The organism is Kitasatospora sp. NPDC088783 (genome assembly GCF_044750705.1).
Classification (GTDB): Bacteria; Actinomycetota; Actinomycetes; order Streptomycetales; family Streptomycetaceae; genus Kitasatospora; species Kitasatospora fiedleri.
Genome location: NZ_JBIVKJ010000007.1, coordinates 223,370 through 244,195, shown reverse-complemented (window position 1 = coordinate 244,195; position 20,826 = coordinate 223,370). Strand labels below are relative to the sequence as shown.

Here is a 20,826-nt window from a genome sequence, read left to right as displayed (position 1 = left end):
TGAATCACGTACACGATCTGTCCAATATCTCCCCTGCGGATTTCACCGACGCCGTAAAGTCCTCCCGCCCATCGAGGGCGCACGACTCTGACGCACCGACACACCGGCCAACGGGCCTGCAGGAGGGGACAGAACGGTGTCGCAACAAGCGAACCGAAGGGTTTCGGCCCGAAGAGGAACGCGACGACGGGACGGCTCACGGCTGCCGGTCATCGCTGTCAGCACGTTGGCGGTCATCGCCTCGCTGCTGGGCCCCGTGAGCCTCGCGGCTGCGGCCGACGACTCGAACAAGATCTGGGAGCCGCCGGACTCACCGATCACCCTGACCCCGTCGATCCCCGTCAGGGACGCGGGTGTTCATGCCGCTGACGACGGCAAGCAGCGGCAGGTCGCCGCGAAGGCGGTGGAGCGCAAGGAGGTCAAGGAGACCTCTGCGACCATTGATCTGGCGAAGGCTCGCTCTGCCGCCCGGGTGCAGGCGACCGGCCTCCCGGTGTGGCTGGCACCGGCCGATCCGATGGCGCCGCGCGTCGAAGCGGCTTCGGGGTCGGTCGACGTCACGCAACTGTCCTCCAAAGCCGCTGGCGCGGCCGGCGTCGACGGCCTACTGGTGAAGCTGGAGCCCAAGAACGTCAAGGGTGCCGACAAGGTCCAGGTGGCCCTGGACGTCTCGGCGCTCGACGCCGCGAGCGCCGGGGCGTTCTCCCAGCGCGGCCGGCTCGTCCTCCTCCCCTCCTGCGCGCTGACCACCCCGAACGTCCAGGCGTGCCGCACCAAGACCCCGGTGGCCGCGCACATGGACGCCGACCGCAAACAGGTCCTGGTCGACGTCGACCTGTCCGCCCAGGCGGCCCCCTCGCCGCAGTCGGCCTTCGCGGCGACCGGCGCGCAGCCGGGCGCGGGCCCGGTGCTGCTGGCGCAGGACACGACCGCCTCCGGCGGCGGCGGCGACTACAAGGCGTCCGACCTGAACCCGTCCGCCGGATGGAGCGCGGGCAGTTCCAGCGGTGGAATGACGTACTCGTACGCCGTGCAGAGCCCACCCACGCTCGGCGGCCAGATCCCGACGGTCAGCCTCGGCTACAACTCCTCCTCCGTGGACGGCAAGACGTCGGCGACCAACTCGCAGGCGTCCTGGATCGGCGACGGCTGGGACTACACCCCGGGCTTCATCGAGCGCACCTACAAACCGTGCGACAAGGCCGGGATCACCGACTCGGGCGACCTGTGCTGGGCGGGCCAGAACGCGACCATGTCGCTCGGCGGGCACTCCGGTCAGCTGGTCCGCGACGACAACAGCGGCGTGTGGCGGCTGAAGGACGACGACGGAACGAAGATCGAGTTCCGCACCGGAGCGTCCAACGGCGCGGAGAACGGCGAGTACGTCAAGGTCACCGACACCTCCGGCAACGCCTACTACTTCGGCGCCAACCACCTGCCCGCCGCGGACGGCAGCGGCGTGACCGGCACCGGCCCGGCGACCAACTCGGTCTCCACCGTGCCCGTCTACTCGCCCGCCGCCGGCGACCCGTGCAACGCCAAGACCTGGTGCCAGATGGCCCAGCGCTGGGGCCTGGACTACATCGTCGACGCCCACGGCAACCTGGTCACCGTCACCTGGTCCCCCGAGACCAACTCCTACTCCCGCGGCGGCGGCCAGAACAAGGGCACCGGCACCCGCACCGCCTACGTGCGCGCCAACCTGCCCGCCCGGATCGCCTACGGGCAGCTCCTCGGTGAGCAGCTCGCGGCCGGCGGCACGCTGGAGCCCGCCGCGCGGATCGACTTCAAGACCGCGGAGCGCTGCCTGGCGGACGAGTCCTTCGACTGCGACCCGGCCAAGCGGACCGTCGCCAACAAGCTGAAGTGGCCCGACGTCCCGGTCGACCAGGAGTGCAAGGCGGACGGGGCCTGCACCAACGTCGGCCCCACCTTCTTCACCACCCGCCGCCTGGTCGGGATCGACACCGCCGTCCGCAGCAACAACACCTGGAAGGACGTCGACTCCTACGTCCTGACCCAGAGCTTCCCGCCGACGGGCGACGCCGGCGGCGAAGTCCCGCTCTGGCTCGACCGGATCCAGCGCACCGGCAAGGCGTCCACCGCGGACTCGCCGTCCGTCCCGCTGCCGCCGGTCTCCTTCGGCTACCAGATGCTGCCCAACCGCGTCGACGGCGTCGCCTCCTCCGCCAACGGAGCGACCTTCCTCGACAACCACCGCCCCCGCATCGACATGATCCAGACCGAGACCGGCGGCACCCTCCACGTCGACTACGAACTGCCCGGCTGCTCCCGGCTCCAGAACGTCATGCCGCGCGCCGAGGACGACAACGACATGGCGTGCTTCCCGGTGAGGTGGACCCCGCCGGGCTCGCTCGCCGGATCCGACCCGATCCTCGACTGGTTCAACCACTACCGGGTCAAGGCCATCTACACCGAGGACTTGACCGGGACCGCCAACAAGGACACGGTCACCGCCTACACGTACGGCAAGGCGGCCTGGCACCGCGACGACAGCGAATACACCGACCCCAAGTCCCGCACCTGGAACGACTTCCGCGGCTTCGCCACCGTCACCGCTTCCGTGGGCTCGAACGACAGCCCTCAGACCAAGACCCGCACCACCTATCTGCAGGGCATGAATGGCGACAGGACTCGCACCGGAACCCGTTCCGTCACCGTGGCGGACGTACTCGGCGAGTCCGTCACCGACGACGACTGGCTGTCCGGCCAGGTCCTCCAGAGTGAAACCTTCGACAACGCCGCCGACACCGCCGCCTCGGCCGTCACCGTCAACCGGCTCACCGCCCCGCAGAGCACAGCAACCCACACGAAGACCGGAAGCACCACACTCGACACGCCGCTGATCGCACGCTACGCCGACACCGTCAGCACCAGCACCACCAAGACGAAGAAGACCGACGGCTCGGACCAGGTCACCAGCACCATGACCACCAAGGACCCGGCCGCCAACAACCGCGTCACTTCCGTGCTGACCAAGGCCACCGCTCTGCCCGACACCTGCGTGCGCACTACGTACGCCACCGGGCCCGACCCGCAGCGCACCGACCTGGTGGCCGAGACGCTGATGGTCAGCGGCACGGGCGCCTGCACCGCCAAACCGGCCGCCGGCAACACGCTCTCCGGGGCCCGCGCGTTCTACGACGGCAAGCCCTACCAGCAGGCGGGCGCCACCGCGGACCCGACGAGCAGCCAGGTCCTCGGGTCCTTCGACGGGACGGGCACCGCCTGCTACGTCGCGACCAGCACCACCACGTACGACACCTACGGCCGCGTCGCCAACGCCACCGACCTCCTCAGCACCGACGCGCAGCACCCCAAGGGCACCGCCACCACGACGACCGCCTACACGGTGGCCGCGGCGGGCGAGCTCCCCACCAGCGTGACCTCCACCAGCCCGGCACCGGGCAGCACCGGCACCTGGAGCGCCGTCACCACGCTGGACCCGCGCCGCAACCTGCCAACGGCCGTCACCGACGCCAATGGCAAAACCGTCAACGAGGCGTACGACGCGCTCGGCCGACTGACCGAGGTCTGGCTGCCCGGACGTGCGACGAGCGCCTCGGCCAACCTCACCTACGCGTACGCGCTCGACCCCGACCGCAAGGTCCCCACCTACGTCACCAGCAGCAGTCTGACCAGTGACACCACCCCGCCGACCTACCACCGCTCCATCGCGATCATGGACGGGCTCGGCCGCGTTCGCCAGACCCAGGGGAACGCGGTCGGCACGGGCACCTACACCGGTCGACTGATCTCCGACACCCTCTACGACTCGCACGGGCGCGCCTACAAGACCAACGCGCCCTGGTTCAACTCATCCGGGCCGTCCGGCGCCCTGGTCGTCCCGGACACGGCTCCCGGCCAATCCGCGGACGACGTCATCCCGTCGCAGACCGTGCTGGCCTTCGACGGCCGGGGACGGACGGTCGCCTCGACCTTCCGGTCGATGGGCGCCGACCAGTGGTCGACCACCACCGCCTACCCGGGCGCGGACCGCGTCGACACCACCCCGCCCAAGGGCTCCGCACCGACCACCACCATCACGGACGCCCGGGGCCGGACCGGCGAACTGTGGCAGTACGGCACGGCCACCCCGACCGGACAGGCCGCCGACGCCACCATCACCCGCTACACCTACACCGTCGACGGCAAGCCGCTGACCCGCAAGGACGCGGCGGGCAACACCTGGTCCTACGAGTACGACCAGCGTGGCCGCCAGACCAAGGCGACCGACCCGGACACCGGAGTCTCCCTCCAGACCTGGGACGACGCCGGGCACCTCACCTCGACCACCGACGCTCGCAACACGACCCTGTCCTACACGTACGACCTGATTGGCCGGAAGACCGGGACCTTCCAGGACGGCACCGGCGCCGCCAACCAACTAGCCGCCTGGACCTTCGACACCCTCGCCAAGGGCAAGCCCGCCTCCTCGACCCGCTACACCAGCGGCGCTAACGGCCCGACGTACACCACGGCCGTCACCGGATACGACAACGGCTACCGCCCCACCGGGACCACGGTCACCATCCCCGGCACCGAGGTCGGTCAGGCCGCCGGAACGACGTTCACCTACACCACCTCCAGCACCTACGACCAGGTCACGGGCAACGTCCAGAACACCAAGCTGCCGGCCGTCGGCGACCTGCCCAGGGAGGAGCTCGGCTACTCCTACGGCATCGACGGGATCCTCCAGAGCTACAGCGGCCTGGTCTGGTACCCCGGCCAGACCAACACCAGCGTGGTCTACGACCGGCAGAGCCAGGTCGACGCCTTCGGGCGCCCGACCAGCACGGTCGTCAACCCCTACGGCACGCAGGTCGTCGCCCGGACCGTCTACGACCAGGCGACCGGGCAGACCCTCAGCCAGAGCGTCGACCGGCAGACCCAGACGGCCGCCCCGACCCAGCTCACCGCGTACACCTACAACCCGGCCGGCCGGGTCACCTCGATCACCGACACCCCCGACAACGCGCCGGCGCTGGCGGACCGCCAGTGCTTCAGCTACGACGCGCTCGGCCGCCTGACCACCGCCTGGACCGACAAGGGCGGCATCACCACCCCGGCGGCCGGCGAGCACAAGGCGCTCTCGCAGGGCGCCTGCACCAACACCACCCCCACCAGCGGCGCGGTCGCCCCGGCGACCAACACCGTCGGCGGCGGCAACCCGTACTGGCAGGACTACACCTACGACGTCACCGGCAACCGGACCAGCCGGACCGACCACGCGGTCGGCAGCTCGGCGCCCGTGGTGCTGAACCCGTCGCAGATCACCCAGACCGCCGCGGCCGGCGACGCCGGCCAGAGCTGGGGCGTCGCCCTGGCCGACGGCAAGGTCTGGACCTCCCGTCAGAACGCGGACGGCACCTGGGGCCTGTACACCGACCTGATGGCCCAGGCCGGCCCGCTCAGCTCCGTCACCTCCGTCTCGGCCGCCGTCAGCAACGGCCAACTGCAGGTCATGGCGGTCGCCGGCGGCAAGATCTGGCACACCCTGCGCAAGGCGGACGGCACCTGGCAGGCGTGGGGCGACGTGTCCAGCGTCGTCGGCGCGCTGGCCTCGCCGAGCCAGCTCGCCCTGACCGCGACCTCCTCCGGCCTGGAGGTGCTCACCTTCTCCGGCGGCAAGCTCTGGCACACCCTGCGCAAGGCCGACGGCACCTGGCAGACGCAGGGCTGGGGCGACGTGTTCAGCGTCGTCGGCACCCTCTCCAACCCGACCCAGATGGCCGCCGCGGCCACCGGCTCGGGCCTGGAGATCGGCATCTCGGCGGGCGGCAAACTCTGGCACACCGTCCGCGCGTCCAGCGGCACCTGGCAAGCCCAGGGCTGGGGCGACGTCTACAGCGTCACCGGCGCCCTGACCGGGGCCCAGACCGGCGCCGGACAGCTCGCGCTGGCCAACACCACCGCCGGCCTCCAGGTCGTCAACCTGGCCTCCGGCAAGCCCTGGCACGTGATCCGCAACTCCGCCGGCCAGTGGACCACCTGGGCCGACGTCACCTCCACCGCCGGAGCCGTCCCCGCCCTCACCACCATCGGAGCGGTCGGCTACGGCACCGACCTCAAGCTCCTGGGCGCGGGCTCCGGAAAGATCGACTACAGCAAGCGCAACGACAGCTCCTCCACCTGGTCCCCCTGGACGCAGCTGATCCAGACCGCGACCCCCAACACCACCACCACGTCCACCTACCCGGCCGCCGGAACGGCCAACACCCCCACCGGCGGCGGCGCCGGCACCGGCGGCGCGCACGCCCTGCTCGGCGCCTCCTCCACCGGCCCCAGCGGCGTCAGCTCCGCGAACCTGAAGTACGACGCCGCCGGCAACACCACCGAGATCGCCGACACCTCCGGCAAGACCACCTACACCTGGAACGCCGAAGGCAGACTCGCCAAGACCTCCCAGGCGGCCGGCGACACCACCTACCTCTACGACGCCGACGGCAACCAGCTCATCCGCCGCAACCCCGGCGGCAAGACCACCATCAGCCTCGGCGCCGACGAGGCCACCTACGACCTCACCACCAAGACGCTCTCCGGCACCCGCTACTACCCGATGCCCAACGGCATCACCGCCGTCCGCACCGGATCCGCCCCCGCCCTCAGCTTCCAGATCTCCGACCACCACGGCACCGGAACGCTCGCCATCGACTCCGCCACCCTCCAGGTGGCACGCCGACCCAGCGACCCGTTCGGCAACCCCCGCGGCACCCAGCCCACCACCTGGGCCGGCGACCACGGCTTCGTCGGCGGCACCAAGGACGACACCACCGGACTCACCAACCTCGGCGCCCGCCAATACCAACCACTCCTCGGGAGGTTCCTCAACCCCGACCCGATCCTCGGCCCCGCCGATCCCCAGCAGTGGAACGGCTACGCCTACAGCAACAACAACCCCGTCAGCAGCAGCGACCCGACCGGCCTGTATCGAGTGGAAGGCCAGGACGGTGGCGGCGACGGGACTCTGGCTCCGGGCACTACTGGAGAAGTCCCCTGCGACCAAAGCGAGGCCTGTAAGCAATGGCAGAAAGAGGTCGATGAGGGCACCAAGATCACTACAGCAATTCTGGACCAAATCCCGCAGGACCGCCTGAACCAGTTCCGCGACCATCTCGATTTGATCAGGAGGCTATCGCCCAAGGACTGGAATGTGCCAGGAACTTTGGCTTACGCCGCGTTGCAGAAATATGCCGAGAATGCCCTATATGGCTCACTGACTTTGAAGGATCTTTGGGACGGAGCTAAGGGAATCGCTGCCGGGCTGGTCGTCAGTCTGGTCGGGGTAGCGCTCTGTCCGGAATCGGGAGGAACCGGGTGCGCCCTGGCGGTCGGCGCAATGGCCGGATTCGCCTCGCAATGCGCAACCAACTGCTCCGACAAGGAAGCATTGGTGCTAAGCACAGTGGCGGGTGCCGCCACCTCCTACGCCGCAGTGAAGCTGGGCGGGGTCGGGGTCAAAACCAGCGGTTGCAGCTTCTCTCCCGACACTCCCGTACTGCTTGACAATGGCGAGGCGAAACCCATTGGCAACATCGCCTTGGGCGATCACGTCGAGGCGGGAGATCCCACAACCGGCGAACACGTCGGCAGCCGGGAGGTCACAGCGCTTCATGTCAATCACGATGACGACCTGATCGACCTCACCATCAGTACCCCCGATGGTGGGTCCGCAGTCGTCCACACGACCGCACGGCACCCGTTCTGGGACGACACGCAGAAGAAGTGGGTCCCGGCGGGAAATTTGGCGGACGGCGATGCACTGGAGACATCGGCGAATGTCCATGTGTACGTTCGGAGCATTGCAGTCGTTCATAGCGCCGCAGACATGTTCAACCTTACTGTCGCGGACCTTCACACGTACTATGTACTGGCGGGAGCCACTCCAGTACTCGTGCACAACGATTGCGGCCAGCCGGTATTTCGTGGAACCACCACGGGGTTTAGCGGCAGTCCTGGTACGCAAAGGGTCGGAATTACACCGACTTCTTCCGATCCGGGTGTGGCAACTATCTTCGCGACACACTCGGAACAATTCGGCGATTCGGTTGTTCAGATTGCCACTCCTAGCGACCTATCCGGGGTTGCGACCTATGAGGGTTACATTGCATCGGAGGCCGAGGTGGGCGTTGAGCTATCTCCTGGCGACTTTGCTCGGCGCGCCAGCATTGAGATACCAGCATCAGTCGCACGAGGAATTCTAGGACGAATGGGAATATCGGTGCCATCAAGAATTGGAGTTGAGGATCTTTCACCTCTTCTGGCGAATACTCCAAAGCTGACCTCAGAGCAAGTCTCACAGTTCATCGGAGAGGCAAGGGCATACGGTGGCTGACAAGATCCTCGGACTCGAACGAGTAGAAGTGGCGTCAGACGCCGGAGCAGTATGCATTGTTCGCTGCCTGCAGGGAACTGTGTCAGTGGGGGATATTTTTCATGCAGGAAAGAGGCGCGATTCCGACGAAGCCGTGAGCTTTGAGCTGACTGTCGAGTCGATCTGGCGATATGGGCAGCCCGTCGAATTTGTCGACGCTCCGCATGGGGCGAAGGTCCGATTCCTTGGCGCCTCGGCCGGGGGCCTCGGTGGCTGTTCGCAGATCGCGGATGGCGACCTCTAGGATCTGAGTTGTCTACAGTTCTAGTAGGACTGGTTAGGCAACAAGCCTTATTGACTGTCGCGACATAGCACGGCGGCCCCACCGGGAACAGCTTCCGATGGGGCCGCTCGACGTCTCTGACGGCAGTAATTGACGGCAATGTCAATGGACGGGTGCTGAACAAAGCGGGGCGGTGCCGTCGTCGGGCTGGTTGGAGGACTCCGAGCGCTCGCCGATGGCACGGCCGAGGAGGTCGATGGCGTCGCGCTGGAGGCAGAGGCGGACGTGTGACATTCCCCTCATAGCGTGGAGTCGTGACCAGAGGGGAAGTTGAGGATCATGGCGGGGAAGAGACGCTCGTACGATGCAGAGTTCCGCGCGGGGGCGGTGCGGATCGTGACGGAGACCGGGAAGTCAGCCGCGGAGGTCGCGCGGGACCTTGGTGTGCAGCCGAGCACGCTGCAGAACTAGTTCCACCGCGCGCAGGCCCAGGCGGACGCGAACGCGGCGGGAGGTCTGGGCGAGTCCGAACGTGACGAGCTGCGCCGGCTGTGTGAGGAGAACGCCCGGCAGCGCAACGGCAGCGCAAGGAGATCCCCGAGCTCGGGATGGAGCGCGATGTCCTCAAGCGATCGGTGGTCCTGTGGGTGAAGGAGGCGACGAAGTGACGGTTGCGGGCTTCATCGCCGCACAGAGGACCGAGCACGGCGTCCCGCACACGATCGCCTGCCGGACCCTGGGTGTGTCCGGGTCCTGGTTCTACAAATAGCGCCGCCGGCCGGCCCAGCCGACCGTCCGCGAGGCGCGGAGGGCTGAACTCGCCGAGCGGATAAGGCACTTCTTCGCCGCTTCCGGCGACACGTACGGCTCGCCCAGGATCACCCTGGACCTGTGGGCCGAGGGCTGGCAGGTTTTCCGAGAACACCGTCGCCAAGATCATGGCCGAGCTGAGCCTGCAGGGCCGCAAGCCGCCGCGCCGGCGCCGGTCGCTGACCCGCCAGGGCAAGCGGAGGGTAACCCGTGACCTGGTGCATCGCCACTTCGATGCCGTAGCGCCGAACGTGCTGTGGGTCGGCGACATGGCCGAGATCGACACCGGTGAGGGCAAGCTCTACCTGGCCACCGTGATCGACCTGTTCTCGCGCCGTCTGCTCGGCTACGCGATGGGCGCCCACCATGACGCCGCGCTGGTCAGCGCCTCGCTCAGGATGGCCGCGGCCACCAGGGGCGGCCAGGTGGACGGCGTGATCTTCCACAGCGATATGGGCAGCGAATACAGCAGCCGGGCCTACAACGAGCTGTGCGACCGTCTCGGAGTCGTCCAGTCCATGGGGCGCGTCGGATCGGCGCTGGACAACGCCGCGGCCGAGAGCTTCCACTCGACGATCAAGGTCGAGTACATCCACCGGCACCGCTTCGCGACCCGGGCCGAGGCCCGGTTGAAGATCGCAGCCTGGATCACGGACTCTACAACACCCGGCGCAGGCACAGCGCGGCCGGCGGCCTGCCACCCGTCGAGTTCGAACGGATCATCAGCAAGGCACGACCGAGGCCCATCAGAAGGCCCCGGCCGCATAGTCAAGGACTGCACGATTACAGGGGATTGACAATCAGCCTCTCCCCCAGGGCCATGGCGGCCCTTCACCGCCAAGCCGCGATCCAGATGAACGCCCATTCACAAGGCCGGCTCGAAGGAATCGTCTTCCCCCGCCCCGACGGCCAGCCCCTGCGCCCGCAATGGCTGTTGAACCAGCTCCGCAAACGCACCGCCGAACTCGGCCTACCCACCATCGGCCTGCACAACCTGCGCCACACCGCCGCCAGCATCATGATCGCCGAGAACGTCCCCCTCGCCGTCATCTCCAAGACGCTGCACCACACCACCCTCGCCATCACCATCAACCTCTACGGCCACCTCCTCAAGGACTCCGCCGACCAAGCCGTTGCCGCACTCAGCAGCGCACTCGACCAAGCGGACAAGCGCTGCGAAGGCGCCACCGATACGGGACAGGTCACCGCCCTGGCTGCCTGACCCCGCGCTGCCGGAAGTGCGGGAAATCCCTGCGGTGTCGTACGGGACCGCCGGTATCCTCCCGGTGCGGGTCAGCACGTGGAACGCCGCCCCGCAGCATCGGGTACGGAGGGGTCCTCGTGATAGATCTCAGCAGTTACGAATTGGTATGGCCTGCCGATCTGTTCGTTGCCGAGGCCGGCCGCATCATGGGACCTGGACGGGGCAACTGGGTGTCGCGGGCCGAGTGGCTGCTCACGGAGGCGTTCCAGGGATCGAGCTGTCGCGCGTCAGACTTTGTGGCAGGGCGCGTTTCTTGCGGGTCCTGCTGCTTGAAGGAGTCTGATCGATCATGGTGAGACCGTCGGCACTGCCGCCGGAGGAGAAGGTCCGGATCGTGCTGTCGATCCTGGCCGGTGAGATGACCGTTGCCGAGGCCGCCCGCCGGGCGAAGGTGTCCGAGCAGTCGATCGGGACCTGGAAGCGGCAGTTCCTGGAGTCCGGCCGGGCCGGCCTCGCTGGCAAGTCCGGCCCCAGCACCCGGGAGCAGCAACTCGAAGGCCAGGTCGCCGACTTGACCCAGGCACTGGGTGAGGCCGCGGTCGAGCTGCGGGTGTGGAAGAAGTCCGCGGAGGGTCGGCTGGGCCCTTCGAGGACCTCGAGGTGATCCGCGTCGAGGCGGGCATGCCCACCGCGAGGTTCTGTCGGCTCATCGGCGCGCCCGAGCCGACCTGGCGCCGCCACCAGGCCCGCGCACGCCAAGGCACGCAGGCCCGGGGCCGTGGCCGCGGCCGGCCCGTGAGCTCGTTCACGATGCGGCCCGTCGCCACGCGCTCGCTCATCCCGCCTGGGGCCACCGGAAGGTCTGGGTGCTGTGCCGGCACGGCGGCCACCGGATCTCGCAGACGACCGTGCTGCGGCTGCTGCGGGACGAGGGTCTGCTGCTTGAGGCGAACTACCAGCGTGAACGCCGGCAGCTCGCCGCGCGGCGCAAGGTGGCGTTCGCCAGCGAACCGATCGGCCCGAACCAGGTCTGGCAGCTGGGCTTCTCCGAGTTCGAGACGACCAGCGGCGGGACCTGGCGGCTGGCCGGCTGCCGGGGCTACTGGTCGAAGTACGAGCTGGGCTGGCACGTCGCACCGACCGCCAACCAGCACGACGCGATCGCCGCGATCGAGCTCGCGCTCGCGGAGGCCGAGCGCCTCGCCGGCTCCCGGCTGGTCGATCCGGCCCCGCGCGACCCCGACGGTGCGGTCAAGCCGCTGGTCACGATCGTGACGGACAACGGCGGACCGTTCCGTTCGTTCCGGTTCGAGGCGTTCATCGCCACCCGACCGGAACTGCGGCACGTTCGCACCCGAGTCCGCACTCCGGGCCAGAACGGCTCACGCGAGCGCGGCTTCGGCTCGCTCAAGTACGAGAAGCTGTTTTTCGAGGAGATACCCGACGCCCTCGACCTCGTCCGGCACGCCGAGGAGTACCGGCGCGACTACAACACCGTCCGACCGCACGAGGCCTTGGCCTGGAACCGGCCCCACGACGTCCACACCGGAGCCGCCGACCCGCTCATCCCCAACTTTCCCGAACCCGAAAACCTGCCAACTGCTTGACGCGGAACATTTCAAGACAGCACTTGTCACAGCCGGGCTCGACAAGATGGGCGTCACCCCACACAAGCTGCGCCACACTGCTGCATCGTTGGCGATTGCAAGTGGCGCAGACGTGAAATTGGTTCAGACCATGCTCGGCCACAAGACTGCCACTCTCACCTTGGACACGTACGGTCACCTCTGGCCTGACCGCTTGGACGAGGTTTCCGACCGCCTTGACGCCCAGCGAACCAAGGCGCTAGCGAAGGCCAGGAAGAAGGCGGAGAAGGCGGAGAAGGCGGCGCGGAAGGCCCGGGAGCTCGCAGAACAGCTGGCCGCTCTGGAGGCCGGCGGGCATGCTGCGGCCTGATCCGTGCTAAATCCGTGCTGCAACGTCGGAGGCCCCTCCACCGGAGGGGTGGAGGGGCCTCTGACCTGCATCTTCAGGGTGGGCGCAGACGGTTTCGAACCGCCGACATCCGCCTTGTAAGGGCGGCGCTCTACCGCTGAGCTATGCGCCCTCGCCGAAGTGGACCGGCGCGGCCGGTCACACGACGAGTGGACAGACTACCCGGTCCGGAGGGTACTCCGCCGCCCCCTGTCCGGCGGGGGAGACGGACGGGGGGTGCCGGACGGGGCGGGTGATCGGCAAGAATGGCGGGGAAGCGGCGGGACGGATACGGAGCAGGGAGCACGTGGTGAGGGTGGCCGGCGGCGGTGGCGGGGGTCGGGGCGGCTGGTGGGGCGGTGGCCGGCGGGACGGCGTGCGTGCGGACGCCCGGGCGGCGCGGGAGGCCGCCCAGGAGTCGTTCTACGAGCTGGACTCGGCCCAGCGGGACGCGCTGCTCGCGGTGGAGACCGTGAAGTCCGCGGGCGAGCCCGCCACCGCGCGCCGGGTGGAGCAGGACTTCGCCGACCTGACCGCCCGGATCGACCAGGTCACCGTCGCCTACCTGAGCGCGCTGGACGCGGTCGACCTGGAGTCCCCCGAGACCGACCCGGGCGCGGCCTCCCGGGCCAAGCAGCAGTTGGAGCAGGCCAAGCGCGAGCTGGACGCCAAGCGGACCGAGCTGGGCACTTTCGTCAGCCGCCTGCAGCCGGTCCTCGACCACGCCGAGGCCCAGCTGATCCGGGTCACGCCCGCGGTCGAGCGGGCCAAGCAGGCGCTGCTCGCCGCGACCACCGCCCTGGAGCAGGTCCGCGGCGCGGGCCTGCGCGCGGACGACCTGGCGGCCCGGCTGGCCGAGCTGGCGCCCGAGCTGACCCGGCTCAACCAGGGCGTCTCGCAGCACGGCGTGCCCGCCACCCTGCAGCGGGCCGAGGACGTGGCCCGGCGGGCCGAGGCCGTCCGGACCGAGACCGCGCACCTGCCGGAGCGGGCCGCCGAGATCGACCGCCGGGTGGCCTCGCTGCGGACCCGGATCGACGCGCTGGAGAACCGGGCCCACACCGTCGACCCGGCGCTCAGCGAGCTGCGCCGCCGGTTCTCGACGGCCTGCTGGCAGGACCTCCAGCAGGTGCCCGCGCAGACCGCCGACGCCGTCCGCACCGCCCGCGCCAGGCTGACCGAGGCGGGCCGGGCCCGTGACGAGCAGCGCTGGGCGGACGCGACGGCCGCGATCGGCACCGTGCGCGCCCTGCTCGACACCGCCGGGGGCGCGGTCGACGCGGTCAACGACCGGTTGCAGCAGCTCAACGAAGTCCAGCACGACCCGCACCGCGAGATCGAGCGGGCCCGGTTCGCGCTGCGCGACGCCCAGCGCCTCGCGATGGCCGGCCGCCAGGCCCCGGACCCGCGCCACGCGGGCCCGCTGGACGCCGCGGTGGGCCGCCTCGACCGGGCCGTCGCCACCCTGGAGGAGGCCGGCCGGCACCCCGACTACTGGCTTTTCCTGACCGAGCTGGCCGCCGTCCGGGAGACCGCGGCCGAGGTGGTCTCGATGATCCGCGGGCACTGAACCCCGGTCGGACTCCCGGCCGCTGGGTACCCTGCTCGGTATGCCTCGCTACGACTTCCGCTGCCGCTCCTGCGGCGCCACTTTCGAGCTCAACCGTCCGATGGCCCGGGCGAACGACCCGGCCACCTGCCCGGAGGGCCACCCCGACACCGTCAAGCTGCTCTCCACCGTCGCCGTGACCGGTGCGGCGGCCTCCGCCCCGGCCCCCGCTGGCGGCGGCGGGTGCTGTGGCGGGGGCTGCTGCGGGTAGCGCGCACGGGGTGCGTACAGCGCGGGGCGCGGGGTCCCTCAGCCGAGGTGCTTGAGCATCTGCCGGAGGATCTCCTCCCCCGCGCCCACCCCGATCTCGGTGAGGGCGGTGACGCCCTCCGCCGTCCACGCGGTCTCGGCGAGTTCGCCGTGGCCGGGGCGCCAGGCGAGGTCCGCGGCGAGCAGGAGTTCGGCGTCGAGCAGGGAGTCGCCGGCCGCCAGGACGGTCTCGGCCCCGGTGCGGCGGCGCACCTCGGCGAGGGCCGCGCTCTTGGAGAGCGGGGCGGGGACGGCGTAGACCTTGCGGCCCTGGAGGGAGACCTTCCAGCCGCGTTCGGCGCACCAGGCGCTGAGTTCGGCGATCCAGCCGGGCGGGAGCTCGGCCCGTTCGACGACCAGGTAGGCGAAGAGCTCGTCGGCGACCCGCCGCTTGTGGGTCCACTCCGGGTCGGCGGCGATGGCGAGGTGTTCGACGACCTGGGCCAGCGGCGCGCTCTCGGCGTCGAGGCGGGCGCGGATCGCGCGCTGCCAGTCCTGGTCGGGGACGCCGTCGACGAGCAGGTGGCCGCCGTTGGCGCAGACCGCGTACGGCGGGGTCCAGTCGGCGGTGGGGCCGGGGAGGTTGATCCGCTCGTACTGGGTGCGGGTGCGGGTGGTGATGGGGACGACCGGGGCGAGGACCGCGATCTCGGCGAGCAGCGCGGCGGCCTGTTCGGTCATGAAGGAGAGCGCCTTGCCGTCGTGCACTTCCACCGACAGCAGCCGTGGGGCGAGCCGGTCGGGCACGTCCAGGGCGAGGGCGCGGTTGGAGTAGACGAGGGTGCGGTCGAGGTCGCTGGCGACCAGGAACTGCGGCACGGGCGGGGTCTCCTTCGTTCGGGGGCGGGGTCAGGTCTGGACGGCGGTGCCGTCCGCGCCGGTGGCACCGCGGGTGTAGCGCGGGTGGATGAGGCCGACGCAGGTGTACGGCAGGTCGTCGGTCTCCTCGACGGGGACGCCGCGCTGGGCGGCGAGCAGGCGGACGTGGTCGAGGTCGGCCCCGGCGCCGCGGCGGGCCAGGATGCGCCAGGGGACGCGGCGCAGCAGTACCCGGGTGGTCTCGCCGACGCCCGGCTTGACCAGGTTGACGCTGTCGATGCCGTACTCGGCGCTGATCCGCTCGACGGCGGCCCAGCCCTCCCAGGTGGGGGTGCGGTCGGCGGCGGCGAGCCGGGCGGCCTCGGCGGCGACGGCGTCGGCGACGGCCGGGAAGGCGGCGGCGACGGTGTCGACGAACTGGCGGGAGACGTCGCCCCCGGCCAGCTCGCGGTAGAACTTGGCGCCGTGGAACTCGTCCGGCCCGATCAGGTCGGCGCGCAGCACGGTGCGGGAGACCAGGCCGGAGACGGTGGAGTTGAGGCAGGCGGAGGGGATCAGGAAGTCGTCCCGGGTGCCGTAGGTGCGCACGCAGCCGCCGGGGTCGGCGAGGACGGCGAGCTCGGGGTCGAAGCCGGTGCCGGCCAGGGCCTCTTCGAGCTCGCGGGTGATGGCGCCCTTGCCCGTCCAGCCGTCGACGAAGACCACGTCGGCGGGGCGGTGGTGGGCGGCGAGGTGGCGCAGGGCGACCTGGTCGATGCCGCGGCCGCGGACGATGGAGACGGTGTAGTGCGGCACGTCGAGGCCGTGCGCGTGGGCCAGCCAGCGGCGGATCAGGACGCCGACGGGGGTGCCGGCCCGGGCGAGCGAGGCGAGCACCAGGTGCGGGCCGCGCTCGCGCAGCAGCGTCTCGGCGACGGCGCCGACGGCGGTGGCCAGCCGGGTGGTGGAGGCGGCCAGCGCGGTGTGGAAGAGCTGCTGGTACTCGGGGCTGGGCTGGTACTCGACGGGCAGCGACTCGGCGTAGTGGGCACCGCCGGACTGCACGGCCTCCTCGCGCTCCTCGGTGGGCGCTTCGAGGTGGACGTCGGAGAGGTCCTTGAGCAGCCAGGTGACGTCGGCGGCCGGGTAGCTGGAGAAGTCCGGGCCGTGCAGCGGGCGGGCGGTGGGCGGGGACGGGACGGTGTGTGCGGTCATGCTGTGCCTTCGACGAGTAAGGGACATGCTCGGGCAGCGGGACGTCAGGCGGGTGTCGCGGGGCGGTACGACGGGAGAACGGCGAGCACCACCCGGTCGGTGGCGGTGCGCAGGGCGGGCAGCAGGGCGGCCGGGCCGTGGTGCAGGGCGGGGGTGTCGGCGGGGTCGTCGACGACCAGGACGACGGTGTCGAAGCGGCGGGCGGGGTCGGCGCCGGGGGCGACGTTGTAGGCGTAGCGCTCGGTGGAGCGGTCGGCCGGGTCGTCGTGCGCGGCGAAGGCGAGGCGGGTGCGGATGGCGTAGCCGGGGTCGTCGAGGGCGAACACCGGGGAGCGGGTGGTGGTGGAGAACCGCACCTCGGCGTCGGGCCGGGCCTGCTGGAGGGCCCCGGCGAGCCGCAGCGGGGCGTACATCAGCTCCTCGCAGCCGAGCACCAGGACCCGGCCGGGGCGGGGGCCGACGGCCTCGGCGAGGGCGGTGCCGAGGGCGGGCAGGGCGGCGTCGAGGCGGCGGCGGTGGGCGGGGGTGAAGCCGTGCCGGCCGCCGTCGGGCAGGTCGGCGGGCCAGGGCAGGTCGGCCCTGGTCAGCTCGCCGAGCGGGCCGGTGGGCGGCGGGGGCGCGGGGGCGGCGGCGATCAGCTCGCGGGCCCGGTCCAGCACGTCCGCGGGCAGGTCGACGCCGCCGGCGGCGGTGGCGACCAGGTCGAGGCGGGCGCCGAGCTCGGCCGCGGCGGCGTGCAGCCGGGCCCGGTCGGCGGGGGTGCGCAGGTCGACCAGGGCGACGGCGACGTACCGCTCGCGCGGGTGGGCGGCGTGCAGGGCGCGGATGGTGTTGATGACGGTGGTGCCGGTGGAGAACTCGTCGTCGACCAGCACCAGCGGGCCGTCGCCGGCCAGCAGCCCCGGGTCCTCGGGGAGCAGCAGGTGGCTGGTGGCGTGCGAGTGCTCCTCCTCGAAGCCGCCGAGCGGGGCGACGCCGGGGACGGGCCGCCGGGTGGAGTGCAGGTAGGGGGCGTCGAGCCCGTCGGCGACGCTGTGGCCGAGGGCGGTGGCGGTCTCGGCGTAGCCGAGCACGACGGCGCGCGCGGCGTCCGCCGGGCCGAGCAGGTCGGCGACCCGGCGGCCGAGGTCGAGCCCGGCGCCGTGCACCGCCGCGGGCCGCTGCGGGACGTGCTTGCCCAGCACCTGGGAGACCAGCAGGTGGGCCCGCCGGGGGTTGACCCGCAGGGCGAGGCCGATCAGCCCGGTCAGCTCGGGCCCGCCGGTGAGGCGCAGGCCGAGCCGGTCGGTGACCCACTGGCCGGGCCAGGGGTCGGCCCCGACCGGCCCGGGGGCGGTGGTGTGGGTGTCGGCGGTCATCGGGGCTCCTCTCGACGGGCAGGCAGGTACGGACGGTGCGGGTGGTTCAAGCGGTACGGGCGGTGTGGACGGTACGGCTCGGTACAGCTGGTGCCAGTGGGACGGACGCGGGCGCACGGCTGTGCGGTTCGGGTTCGAGCCTACGGGGCGCGCCACCGCCCCCGGATCATCCGACCGGCCAGCGTCCGCGCACCGACCGGCCACTCCCGGCGCGCCGAACGGCCGACCCGGCCATCGACCGATCGGCTGACGCACCGTCAAGGGGCGTGCCCGTCAAGGGCCCCACCCGCCGAGGACCCGCCCGCCGAGGACCCCGCCGGTCAGCACACGCAGGCCGACAGCAGCTCCGCGAAGGTGACCTCGGGCCGGGCCACGCCGAACACCTCGGCCCGCAGCAGCACCCGCTCCGCCCAGGCCCGGTGCGGCTTGGCCTCGTTCATCTTGTTGGTGTACGCGGAGCGGCTGACCCCGCCGCCGCCGCGGTGCTGCTGCAGGATGTCCCGGGCGTCGCACAGCTCCTCGTGGGTGACCACGGACAGCGCGTGCACGGCGGCGACGTGGCTGGGGTGGATGCAGGTCTTGCCGAGCAGGCCGTTGGCCCGGTCGAGTTCGATCTCCCGGATCAGCCCGTCCAGGTCGTGTTCGATCAGCCGCTGGCGGACCCGGTCGGCGGGCGGGGTGGCCTCGGTGAACGGGGTGCGGCGCAGCTGCGGCTTGAACATCCGCTCGTGCAGCGGGAAGTACTCCCAGACCGGCCCGGTGACGGTGTACCCGGTGCCGTCGGCCCGGCCGAGCACGTTGACCACGTCGCCGATCACGCCGGCCACCAGGGCCACGTCGTAGGCGGTCAGGTCGGGCGAGCGGCGCAGCCCGTACGCGGAGCACAGGTCGGTGACGCCGAGCCGGACGGCGAGGACCCGCGGGCGGTGCTTGTCGAGCAGCCGGGCGATGCCGTGCAGCTGGTCGCGGCGGCTCTCCAGGTGGGCGAGTTCGGGCGATTCGAGCACCGGCATGACGAACAGCCGCTGCCCGGTGCGCTCCTCGGCGTCGGTCAGCGCCTCCAGGAAGGGCAGGCCGCTGTCCTCGGTGAACTTGGGCACCACGAAGCCGCTGAGCAGGCGCAGCGCGGGGCCGAGGCGGCCGGCCAGGTCGGTGATCTGCTCGGCGGCCCGGACCCGGACGAACAGCAGCGGCAGTTCGGCGTCGGCGTCCTGCCCGGCCAGTTCGGTGAGCTGGGCGACCAGGTTCTGCTCGGCGTCGTCGACCTCGTGGTCGGCGATCGCGTCCTCCAGGCAGAGCACCATCGAGACCACCCCGCGGGCGGCCTGCTTCCGGATGTCGCGGGCCAGGGTGGGCCGGGTGGCGGGGCTGTAGAGCGTGGCGCCGAGCGCGGTGGCGAGGACGGACGCCTCGCTGTCGCGGTCGAAAGCGGCGGGCTGCTCGTGAAAGAGCCGGGTGCGGACGTCGTCCGCGAGATGCCCGAAGTGGCGCAAAGTGCTCTCCCGCTGTGGTCTGGTGGGGCCCGCCGACGGCGGGAACGGCTGACGCCTCTCCCTCCATGGGACGGTCGGCGCGGCCGGAAAGTTCGCCGGAACGCCGACACCGTCGCGGGGTGCGGAGCGCCGGAGCCGTTGGCGGTTCATCGTACGGGCGGATGACCTCCGAGAAAGAGTTCGAAACATCGAATTCTCGCAAGTTTGTCTGCGCTGTCATCAGCCCAGGCGCCGCCCCGCCCCCGGAACGCCCCCGGAGCGCCCGGAAGGGGCCCGCCGCCGGGGCTCGCCGATGCCGCGCCCCGCGTTGTCCCGGGCCCCCGGCAGACGGCAGGATGGTGCGCTATGACGCACGTGATGGCGAAGGGCGCAAACATCCCGCTGACGGCCGACGCCGTCCGTGCCGTCCTGCGGTGGACGGACACCCCGGGCATCCCGGACGTGGACGCCTCGGCGCTGCTGGTGACCGACCGGGGCAAGGTCCGCGACGACACCGACTTCGTGTTCTACAACCAGCCGCGGCACCCGTCGGGCCTGGTCCGGCACCTGCCCAAGCAGGCCGCGGACGGGACGGTGCGGGACGCGCTGGAGATCGACCTGGCCCAGCTGCCGCCCGAGATCGACCGGGTGGTGCTGGCCGGTTCGGCGGAGGGCGGCGCCTTCCCCGCGGTGCCCGGGCTGCGGGTGCTGCTGTTCGACGCGGCGGCGCCCGAGGGGGCGCCCGCGCTGGCCGAGTTCGCGATCGACGAGCACGAGCAGGTGACCGCGCTGGTCGCCGCCGAGCTGTACCGCCGGGCCGGCGGCTGGAAGTTCCGCGCCGTCGGCCAGGGCTACCTGGACGGACTGGTCGCGCTGGCCACCGACTTCGGCATCGCCGTCGAGGACGAGGACGCCGCCCCGGGCGGCTCCGCGGTCGACCTGACCGACCACAGCGGCGACGTCCGCGTCCCCGGCCCGGCCGCCGAGCCGCGGCCCGCGCCGCTGCCGGTCGACGAGGACGACTGGACGATCGCCCCGGCGACGCCCGCCGCGGGCTCCCGGCCGGCCTCGGACCCGGCTCCGGAGCCGGCCCCGGCGGCGCCGGTCACCGCCCCGCCGCCGCCCGCGCTGCCGCCGACCGTCCACCACGTCCAGCAGCCGCCCCAGCCGCCGCAGCAGCCGCAGCCCGCCGGGTACGGCTACCCCCCGCCGCAGCCGGGCTACGGCTACCCGCAACCCCAGCCCCCGCAGCCCCAGGCCCAGCCCGGCGGCTACGGCTACCCGCAGCCGGCCGCCGCCCAGGGGTACGGCTACCCCCCGCCGCAGCCCCAGCCCCAGCCGCAGGGCTACGGCTACCCCCAGCAGCAACCCCAGCCGCCCCAGCACCAACCCCAACAGCCGCAGCAGCCCCAGGCCCAGCCCCCGCAGCAGCAGTCGGGCGCCCCGTTCGCCCTGCCGCCGCAGGGCCCGCAGTTCCAGCCGCGCTGAGCGCCCCGCGCCGGGCCGACCGCCGGGCCGA

The 20,826-nt window shown here is 71.4% G+C and carries 13 protein-coding genes, 1 tRNA gene and 2 pseudogenes; 12 read left to right on the top strand and 4 right to left on the bottom strand.

Features of this window, described 5'->3' with window-relative positions; genetic code table 11:
• The first annotated feature begins 256 nt into the window (after positions 1–256).
• From ACIP60_RS21365 to ACIP60_RS21325, 9 genes and pseudogenes are all read left to right on the top strand, one after another.
• Positions 257–8,356, top strand: coding sequence for a polymorphic toxin-type HINT domain-containing protein (locus ACIP60_RS21365; RefSeq protein WP_400686698.1), 8,100 nt, complete (start codon positions 257–259; stop codon positions 8,354–8,356).
• Positions 8,349–8,639 (top strand): hypothetical protein, encoded by a 291-nt coding sequence (locus tag ACIP60_RS21360; RefSeq protein WP_400686696.1) that lies wholly within the window; start codon positions 8,349–8,351, stop codon positions 8,637–8,639. The genes ACIP60_RS21365 and ACIP60_RS21360 overlap by 8 nt, the downstream gene beginning before the upstream one ends.
• A 318-nt stretch (positions 8,640–8,957) precedes the next feature.
• Entirely contained in the window at positions 8,958–9,089 is a 132-nt protein-coding gene (locus ACIP60_RS21355) for a transposase (protein WP_400686694.1), read from the top strand.
• Between the two features lie 349 nt (positions 9,090–9,438).
• Positions 9,439–9,519: pseudogene (locus ACIP60_RS21350) on the top strand (hypothetical protein); the annotation flags it as partial.
• A gap of 19 nt (positions 9,520–9,538) precedes the next feature.
• A pseudogene (locus ACIP60_RS21345) lies at positions 9,539–10,225 on the top strand (IS3 family transposase); the annotation flags it as partial.
• Entirely contained in the window at positions 10,222–10,650 is a 429-nt protein-coding gene (locus ACIP60_RS21340; RefSeq protein WP_400686692.1) for a tyrosine-type recombinase/integrase, read from the top strand. The pseudogene ACIP60_RS21345 and the gene ACIP60_RS21340, both read left to right, overlap by 4 nt.
• 331 nt (positions 10,651–10,981) lie before the next feature.
• On the top strand, positions 10,982–11,296 hold the full coding sequence (locus tag ACIP60_RS21335; RefSeq protein WP_400686690.1) for a transposase: 315 nt from the start codon (positions 10,982–10,984) through the stop codon (positions 11,294–11,296).
• Between the two features lie 244 nt (positions 11,297–11,540).
• Complete coding sequence (locus ACIP60_RS21330) at positions 11,541–12,239, top strand: integrase core domain-containing protein (protein WP_400686688.1); 699 nt, start codon at positions 11,541–11,543, stop codon at positions 12,237–12,239.
• A complete protein-coding gene (locus tag ACIP60_RS21325) occupies positions 12,232–12,588 on the top strand; it encodes a tyrosine-type recombinase/integrase (RefSeq protein WP_400687024.1) in 357 nt (118 codons plus the stop codon). Before ACIP60_RS21330 ends, ACIP60_RS21325 begins: the two co-directional genes overlap by 8 nt.
• Positions 12,589–12,667: 79 nt before the next feature.
• Here ACIP60_RS21325 and ACIP60_RS21320 read toward each other — a convergent pair.
• A tRNA-Val gene (locus tag ACIP60_RS21320) sits at positions 12,668–12,739 on the bottom strand.
• Positions 12,740–12,922: 183 nt separating this feature from the next.
• Here ACIP60_RS21320 and ACIP60_RS21315 point away from each other — a divergent pair.
• A complete protein-coding gene (locus tag ACIP60_RS21315) occupies positions 12,923–14,176 on the top strand; it encodes a hypothetical protein (protein ID WP_400687022.1) in 1,254 nt (417 codons plus the stop codon).
• Between the two features lie 40 nt (positions 14,177–14,216).
• Positions 14,217–14,426, top strand: coding sequence for a zinc ribbon domain-containing protein (locus ACIP60_RS21310; protein ID WP_400686686.1), 210 nt, complete (start codon positions 14,217–14,219; stop codon positions 14,424–14,426).
• A gap of 38 nt (positions 14,427–14,464) precedes the next feature.
• Here the strand turns inward: ACIP60_RS21310 and ACIP60_RS21305 are convergent, their stop codons facing one another.
• The 3 genes from ACIP60_RS21305 to ACIP60_RS21295 form a co-directional block, all read right to left on the bottom strand.
• A complete protein-coding gene (locus tag ACIP60_RS21305) occupies positions 14,465–15,283 on the bottom strand; it encodes an HAD family hydrolase (protein ID WP_400686684.1) in 819 nt (272 codons plus the stop codon).
• 30 nt (positions 15,284–15,313) lie between these two features.
• Complete coding sequence (locus ACIP60_RS21300; RefSeq protein WP_400687020.1) at positions 15,314–17,785, bottom strand: cysteine protease StiP family protein; 2,472 nt, start codon at positions 17,783–17,785, stop codon at positions 15,314–15,316.
• 370 nt (positions 17,786–18,155) lie between these two features.
• The gene (locus ACIP60_RS21295; protein ID WP_400686682.1) at positions 18,156–19,328 is read right to left on the bottom strand and encodes an HpcH/HpaI aldolase/citrate lyase family protein; all 1,173 of its coding nucleotides are present in this window, start codon (positions 19,326–19,328) and stop codon (positions 18,156–18,158) included.
• A 357-nt stretch (positions 19,329–19,685) separates the two neighbouring features.
• Here ACIP60_RS21295 and ACIP60_RS21290 point away from each other — a divergent pair, with 357 nt between their 5' ends.
• Positions 19,686–20,795: a TerD family protein gene (locus ACIP60_RS21290; RefSeq protein WP_400686680.1), complete on the top strand. Its 1,110-nt coding sequence runs from the start codon at positions 19,686–19,688 to the stop codon at positions 20,793–20,795.
• The last annotated feature ends 31 nt before the right edge of the window (positions 20,796–20,826 follow it).